The sequence below is a fragment of the Arthrobacter sp. Y3225116 genome (genome assembly GCF_059091245.1).
In genome coordinates this window covers 1-7,021 of sequence record NZ_JBNHGL010000154.1, presented here as the reverse complement: position 1 = coordinate 7,021, position 7,021 = coordinate 1, and the positions used below count along the sequence as shown (strand labels likewise).

Annotated in this window: 6 protein-coding genes; 4 read left to right on the top strand and 2 right to left on the bottom strand. The window is 67.8% G+C overall.

The annotated features are described in order from the left end of the window. Nucleotides 1-341 precede the first annotated feature (341 nt). The 3 genes from AC5RV2_RS12870 (at nt 342) to AC5RV2_RS12860 (ending at nt 3,369) form a co-directional block, all read left to right on the top strand. Complete coding sequence (locus AC5RV2_RS12870) at nt 342-1,271, top strand: AfsR/SARP family transcriptional regulator (protein WP_494092651.1); 930 nt, start codon at nt 342-344, stop codon at nt 1,269-1,271. 99 nt (nt 1,272-1,370) lie between these two features. Continuing rightward, entirely contained in the window at nt 1,371-2,033 is a 663-nt protein-coding gene (locus AC5RV2_RS12865) for a response regulator transcription factor (protein WP_494092650.1), read from the top strand. Beyond that, entirely contained in the window at nt 2,023-3,369 is a 1,347-nt protein-coding gene (locus AC5RV2_RS12860) for a sensor histidine kinase (RefSeq protein ID WP_494092649.1), read from the top strand. The genes AC5RV2_RS12865 and AC5RV2_RS12860 overlap by 11 nt, the downstream gene beginning before the upstream one ends. Nucleotides 3,370-3,501: 132 nt before the next feature. Here AC5RV2_RS12860 and phoH2 read toward each other — a convergent pair whose 3' ends face one another. Together phoH2 and AC5RV2_RS12850 are read right to left on the bottom strand one after the other, a co-directional pair. Beyond that, nucleotides 3,502-4,899: an RNA 5'-3' helicase PhoH2 gene (gene phoH2 / locus AC5RV2_RS12855; protein ID WP_494092648.1), complete on the bottom strand. Its 1,398-nt coding sequence runs from the start codon at nt 4,897-4,899 to the stop codon at nt 3,502-3,504. A gap of 268 nt (nt 4,900-5,167) precedes the next feature. After that, nucleotides 5,168-5,929, bottom strand: coding sequence for an isoprenyl transferase (locus AC5RV2_RS12850; protein WP_494092647.1), 762 nt, complete (start codon nt 5,927-5,929; stop codon nt 5,168-5,170). Nucleotides 5,930-6,053: 124 nt separating this feature from the next. Here AC5RV2_RS12850 and trhA point away from each other — a divergent pair, with 124 nt between their 5' ends. Then, complete coding sequence (trhA, locus tag AC5RV2_RS12845; RefSeq protein WP_494092646.1) at nt 6,054-6,815, top strand: PAQR family membrane homeostasis protein TrhA; 762 nt, start codon at nt 6,054-6,056, stop codon at nt 6,813-6,815. The last annotated feature ends 206 nt before the right edge of the window (nt 6,816-7,021 follow it).

Sequence of the window (7,021 nt, the reverse complement as noted above, 5' to 3'; positions counted from 1 at the left end):
GCGTCAGCACACTTCGGCCGCCCGGGGCCAGCACGCCCGGTGGCACTCCGGTCGTCCGGACGGTGCAGGGCGCGCGGCCGGGCCCTGGCGTTGAGGGGTGGGGCCAGGGCCCGGCGGCGTGCGCCCGGCCGGCCGGCCGTGCTGCGCCAAGCCTACGAGTCCAGAGTCCCCATTCATCCTTGGAAAAAGCCGGTGCCGTCCCAGTCCCCCTCACATTAGGGGTATCGGCACCCCTCAGGCGAGGCTGTCCCGCCGTCGGGGAGCCAGCGCACGATGGTAGTGCACTCATTGGGGGGTGCGTGCTGCGAGGGGGAATCGTGGAGCAATTGAGTGGATGGGCCATGCCCATGGCCGTGCAAATGATCGGAAACTTGCGGATTTGTCGCGGCGAGACCGTGTTGACCGCCGATAAATTGGGCGGCCCAAAGCCGCGTCAGGTGCTGGAAATCTTGCTGTTGCACGTTGGTTCGCCGATGTCGAAGGACCGGCTGGTGCACCTGTTGTGGGGCGGCCGCGCCCCGGGTGAAGCGCTGGCCACGTTGGAGAGCTACGTCAGCATCCTGCGGCGCAACCTGCAGCCTGGCTGCGCGAAGACGGGACCGCTGCGCACGGCCAACGGCGGTTACATGATCGACCGGGACATGGTCGACGTCGACCTGCACCGCTTCCAGGCCCTGGTGCGGGCCGCCGAGTTTGCCGAACCGCCGAGGGCCTACCCCTTGTTGGTCGAGGCGTTGTCGCTCGCGTCGGAGCCGCTGCTGGGCGACGAGCTGACTCCCGATTGGGCGGAAGAGGCCCGTTCGGGCCATGCGGAGACGGTGCAGCACGCCCAACAGTGGGCTGCGGAGGCAGCGCTGGCCTTGCATCGGCCCGACGAAGCCGTGCTCTGGGCCCAGCGCTGCGTTGCTGCTTCTCCGCTGAATGAAGCGGCGTGGACAGTCCTGATCCGTGGCCTGGAGCTTTGCGGGCGGCATGCCGACGGGTTGCAGGCCTACGAACGGTGCCGTCGGTTGTTCGGCCGCGACCTCGGTTGTGCCCCCGGCCCGGCCCTTCAAGAGGTCCACGTGCGGCTGCTGAAGGCCACCGCTGACGCCCAGTCCGGCCTTGCGGAAGTCCTGGCGGCGCTGCTGCTGCTCAACGAACGGCTGACCCCGCCCGCAGCGAGGCACCGGAAGGAACATTTCACAGTCGACGCCACGGCCGGACCCCAGTACATGGCGGCGGGAGACATTGTCAGCTCGTTCCTGCGCAAGGCGCTCGCAGCCAGCTGAGGGCGGGAGACCCGCCGGCCCCGGTATGTACTTCCCGGCGCGCGCCGTGCATACTCGAGGTGGGGTCAAGTCCTTCGTGTCTTGAGTTGGGGAACTGGAGTGAGCTCTTTGGGGGAGCAAAAACTACGCATCGCCGTCGTGGATGATCACACGACCTTCGCGGAGTTGCTGTCTGATGCGCTGGACCGGGAAGCGGATCTGGTCAATGTGGGCAGCGCCGCCGGTGTAAGCGAGGCGGTTGCCTTGTGCCGCCGGGCCCGGCCCGACGTGGTCATCATGGACTACCACCTGCCCGACGGTGACGGGGTCAGCGCGGCCGAGCAGATCCTGCAGGCTGCCCCGGAGACACGGATCATCTTGTTGACCGGCAACCCGTCGCTGAATGTACTGGCGCGCGCCGCCGCCTCGGGTCTCTGCGGTTTCCTGCCCAAAGACGGTTCCCTGTCGACGCTTCTCGAGACGGTCCGGAACGCCAGGACCGGCAGCATGTCGGTCTACCCGTCCGCGCTCACTCGATACGTCACCGCTCCACCGGCCACGGCGGCGGACAGGCCTGCCCTGACCAAACGCGAGCACCAGGTATTGGCCCTCATGGCAGCAGGCAACGATGTCCGCACGAATTCCAGGAGGCTGGGCATATCCCCGCACACGTGCCGGGGATACGTGAAGTCGATCCTGGCCAAGCTCGGCGCACATTCACAGCTGGAAGCCGTCGCCACCGCCCAGCGGCTGGAACTGCTGGACGGCGGGCATGGTCGTTGACTTGGCCGCGCAGGTCCGGCGCAGCATCCTCTCTGAAAAGCCCTCTGGATCCCGCCGCCGGAAGCCCTCTGAAATGCAGGCGGCCCTGCGCCGCTTCGCACTGTCGGGGCTTGCGGCACTGATCATCGTCACGGTGCCGGTGATCATGGTCGCCCGCTCGCTGGCTGCCGACCATGCCCTCCTCCACGCCGCGGAACGCACGGCACAAATCGTCGACCACCAATTCGCCCAGGACGTCACGGAGGCGGCGCTGGCCGGGGTTCCGGAGGCCCTGGCCGAATTGGACAGCAAAGTTGACCCGATGATCGACGACGGCCACCTTCTGCGGGTCACCGTCCGGGATCTTGACGGCTCGATTGTCTATTCCGACGTCGATGAGCTGATCGGCCGGCAGATCGACCTGCCGGCCCGGCTCCTGGCCCAGTTGCAGGGGAATGCACCCGTCAGCGTCATCGAAGATCCCCCGGACGACAACATCTTTGGGCTGGGCCGCGCCGAGCTGGTCAACGTGTATGTGCGGGCCCAGGCCGCCGATGGAAATGACTACATCTTCGAACTGTCTCACCCGGCGAACGAAATCAACCGCATGCAGGACGAGATGCTGGGCATCCTGCCTGTCATCCTCGTCGCGTTGGCCGTGCTGCAGTTGCTCCAGCTCGGACCGGCACTTCGAATGGCGCGCCGCATGCGGAAGGCCAGTGAAATCCGGCGTGGACTGCTGCAGAAATCGATGGCGGCCTCCGAAGAGGAACGCCGGCGTTTGGGCCGGACCCTCCACGATGGCGTCATCCAGGATCTGGCGGGGCTGGCCTACAGCCTGGAATCGCGCGAACAGCAGCAGACCGCTTCGGACAGCGACTTTCATGCGCTGGCACGGAATATGGTGAAGGGCAGCATCGACGACTTGCGCCGGATCACCCTGACGCTGTACCCGCCGGACCTGTCGGCCGAGGGCCTGCCGGCTGCGCTCGACGGGTTGGGTGTGCCGGTCCGCCAACGGGGAGCCGATTGGCAACTGGAGATCGACTTCCCCGAGCCCGCCGCTCTCGCCCGCCCCGATTTGCTCTACCGGGCGGCACGTGAAGCCGTGACCAATGCTTCCAAGCATGCGTCCGCCCGGCTGGTCAAGGTCTCGCTGAGGCAGTCCGGCGATGCAGTGGTGCTGGAGGTCGTCGACGACGGCGTCGGCTTTACTCCTGACGCCGCCAGGCAGGCCGAACACCTCGGCCTCCGGATCATGCGCGACACCGTCCGGGAAGCCGAGGGTACGCTGCACGTTGAATCGGCCCCTGGCGCCGGCACCCGGATCGTCATGGCCTTCCCTTGCGGGCAGTAGTTTCCAGGCGCCTGCCAGGACGCGGCCAGGGGCAACCCCCGATGCGGTGAGGCGACGATCGGCCGGCTGCCTTCGGCGGGAAGCGGGCCGCGCTGCGGCAGCCCGCTTCCCGCCGACGGATGGGAACGCCGGCTAGATCTCGGCGCCCTCCAGCAACTCCGTGACCAGGGCGGCGATGGGCGAGCGCTCCGACCGTGTCAGCGTCACGTGGCCGAAGAGCGGGTGCCCCTTGAGCGTTTCGACGACGGCGGCGATGCCGTCGTGCCGCCCGACCCGCAGGTTGTCACGCTGCGCGACGTCGTGCGTGAGGACGATCTTGGAGTTCTGGCCGATTCGGCTCATCACCGTCAGCAGCACGTTCTTCTCCAGCGATTGCGCCTCATCCACCACCACGAACGAGTCGTGCAGCGAGCGGCCGCGGATGTGCGTCAGCGGCAGCACCTCCAGCATGCCGCGGTCCATGACTTCCTCGACCACTTCGGTCGAAACCAGGGCGCCGAGCGTGTCGAACACCGCCTGGGCCCACGGATTCATCTTTTCCGATTCGGAGCCGGGCAGGTACCCGAGTTCCTGGCCGCCGACGGCGTACAGCGGCCGGAACACCACCACCTTCCGGTGCTCGCGCCGCTCCAGGACCGCTTCCAGCCCGGCGCACAGCGCCAGCGCGGACTTGCCGGTACCGGCCCGTCCGCCGAGGGAGACTATCCCCACCTCGGGGTCCATCAGCAGGTCGATGGCCAGCCGCTGTTCCGCGGAGCGTCCGTGCAAGCCGAACACGTCGCGGTCGCCCTTGACCAGGCGGACCTGTTTGTCGGCCCCCACCCGGCCCAGGGCCGATCCGCGGGTGGACAGCAGCACCAGTCCCGTGTTGGCGGGCAGCTCCGCGGCCTCCGGGATGAACACCGGCTCGTGTCCATACAGCGCGGTCACGTCGTCGTCGGCCACATCCAGCTCGGCCACGCCGGTCCAGCCGGAGTCTTTGACCAGTTCGTTGCGGTACTCGTCCGCGCGAAGCCCCAGCGCCGACGCTTTCACCCGCAGGGGCAGGTCCTTGGAGACCACGGTGACGTTGCGGCCCTCCACGGCGAGGTTCTTGGCCACGGCCAGGATTCTGCTGTCGTTGTCGCCGCCGCGGAATCCGGCCGGCAGCACGTCGGACGAAACATGGTTGAGCTCCACCCGCAGCGTGCCGCCCTCCGGCCCCAGCGGTATGGGCTGGTCCAGGCCGCCGTGCTGCACGCGCAGGTCATCCAGCAGACGCAGCGCCTGGCGGGCAAAATAGCCCAGCTCCGGGTCGTGCCGCTTGCCTTCCAACTCCGTGATCACCACCACCGGCAGGATCACCTCATGCTCGGCGAAGCGCAGCAGTGCCCGCGGATCGGACAGCAGCACGGAGGTGTCCAGGACAAATGACGCCCGCGCTGTTTCCCGTTCCCCGGCGGAAACAGAACGACCGGACGAGGTGGCAGCGGCGGGCTGCTTCCCGGGTCCGGTCGTGGCGGCTGGATGCGGATTCTTGCTGGCGGTCATGCTTGCTCCCGTCCGGAGCGCGACGGCTCCGACTGTGTGAAGCGGGGCGTGGACGGTAGGGCCACCAGGCCGGAACCGGCCTCCCCCGATGCGGCTTTCGCTGTGCGCATCAAACTGGTGGCCTCCCGATCAATCTGCGGTCTTGCCGACTGATAGACCCAAATTACGCCGATGTAATTCAGCAACACAAGAGCCCGGAAGAAATCGTTTAAATGAATTCTGCGCGACGGGGCAGGACGCGGGCCCGCCGTCCGCTCCGCCGGCCGTGTCAGGCGCCAAAACGGCGTTGCCGGCTGGCGTAGTCGCGGAGCGCCCGCAGGAAGTCCAGGCGCCGGAAATCCGGCCACAGGGCCTCGCAGAAGTAGTATTCGCTGTAGGCGCTTTGCCACATCAGGAAGCCGGAGAGCCGCTGTTCGCCCGAGGTCCTGATAACCAGGTCCGGGTCCGGCTGGCCGCTGGTGTAGAGATAGCCGGAGATGTCCTCGACCGCCAACGCATCTGCAACGTCGGCAAGGCTCTTGCCTTCCGCGGCGGCATGGCGCAGCAGGCCCTTGACGGCGTCAACGATTTCCCGCCGGCCGCCGTAGCCCACGGCCACGTTCACGTGGACGCCGTTTACCCCGGCGGTCTGCTCCCCCAGGTCGCTGAGTTTGGCAGCGAGGTCCGCCGGGAGCGTCTCCAGCGCGCCGACGGGATGGACGCGCACGTTCTTGCCCTCGCCCAACCGGTCCAAAGTGTTGCCAATGACACCCAGCAGTTCGCGCAATTCGTCTTCCGAACGGCCCATGTTGTCCGTGGAGAGCATGTAGAGGGTAACCACCTTGATGCCCAGGTCGCCGCACCAGCCCAGGAACTCCAGGATCTTGTCTGCTCCGGCCTGGTGGCCTTCCCGCGTGGGCGCCCCGGCCAGCCTGGCCCAGCGCCGATTGCCGTCGACCACCACGCCGATGTGGCCCGGGATCCGGTCGGGCGCCAGCGAACGCTGCAGGCGCCGCTCGTACAGGCGGTACAGGACGCCGGGAAGAGACACCGCACCCCGCCTTCCTGATCGCCCGTTCACGACTTAGAATTCTATCCCCCCGCCCGCCCGGTTCCGCGCCACCCGTTGTTACCGACCGGTAACAACGGGTGGCGGCGGCCGCTAGAATAACCGCATGAGTGAACACGGCGCCGCCACCGGGCCATCCGCTTACCGGGGCGGCTACGAGGATTCCGCCGCCCGGCGGGAGGCAACGGACGGCCCCATCGAACGGGCCGTGGAGCAGGTAGCCGACGCGCTCAACATCAAGCCCAAGTTCCGCGGCTGGCTGCATGCAGGGGCCACCCCGCTGGCCCTGGTGGCCGGGATTGTCCTCGTGGCGCTCGCACCCACGGCAGCGGCCAAATGGGCCTGCGCGGTCTACGCGGTCACGGGCCTGCTGCTCTTCGGCGTCAGCGCCGTCTACCACCGCGGCAACTGGAGCCCCCGCGTCAAGCTGGTGCTCAAGCGCCTGGACCACACCAACATCATGCTGGTCATCGCCGGAACGTACACGCCGCTGGCCTGGTCACTGTTGGAACCGGCGAAGGCCACCTTGCTGCTGTGGCTGATCTGGGCCGGCGCCATCGCCGGCGTCGGGTTCCGGGTGTTGTGGCCCCACGCGCCGCGCTGGCTCTATGTCCCGGTTTATTGCGCACTCGGGCTGGCCGCGCTGTTCTACCTGCCCGACTTCTTCGCGGCCAGCGTCCCCGCGGCGGTCCTGATCTGTGCGGGAGGGGTCCTCTACATCGGCGGTGCGGTGGTGTACGGGATCAAGCGGCCGAACTTCTCTCCCACCTGGTTCGGCTTCCACGAGCTGTTCCATGCCTGCACCGTGGTGGCTTTCGTCTGCCATTACCTCGCCATCATGATCGCGGTGCTCGGCAACTCCGGCTGACGGTCACCACGGGCGTCCGGAAAAGTGCCCGACTCAGCCTGCTCCCGCGCCCAGCTCGGCCAGCAGGCCGTCGACGGTTGCCACCGGCCGCCGGCACACCATCCCGCGGCACACGTAAGCCAGGGCACCTTGCTCCGGGACGGGCTTATCGGCCAGCAGCGGCGGCGCCCCGTCCGGCCGCCGCGCCTCTCCGGAACGCGCGATCA

Bases quoted from the DNA above. Each gene is read 5' to 3' on its own strand.
- AC5RV2_RS12870 (WP_494092651.1), top strand. From the start codon at position 342: ATGCCCATGGCCGTGCAAATGATCGGAAACTTGCGGATTTGTCGCGGC.
- AC5RV2_RS12860 (WP_494092649.1), top strand. From the start codon at position 2,023: ATGGTCGTTGACTTGGCCGCGCAGGTCCGGCGCAGCATCCTCTCTGAA.
- phoH2 (WP_494092648.1), bottom strand. From the start codon at position 4,899: ATGACCGCCAGCAAGAATCCGCATCCAGCCGCCACGACCGGACCCGGG.
- trhA (WP_494092646.1), top strand. From the start codon at position 6,054: ATGAGTGAACACGGCGCCGCCACCGGGCCATCCGCTTACCGGGGCGGC.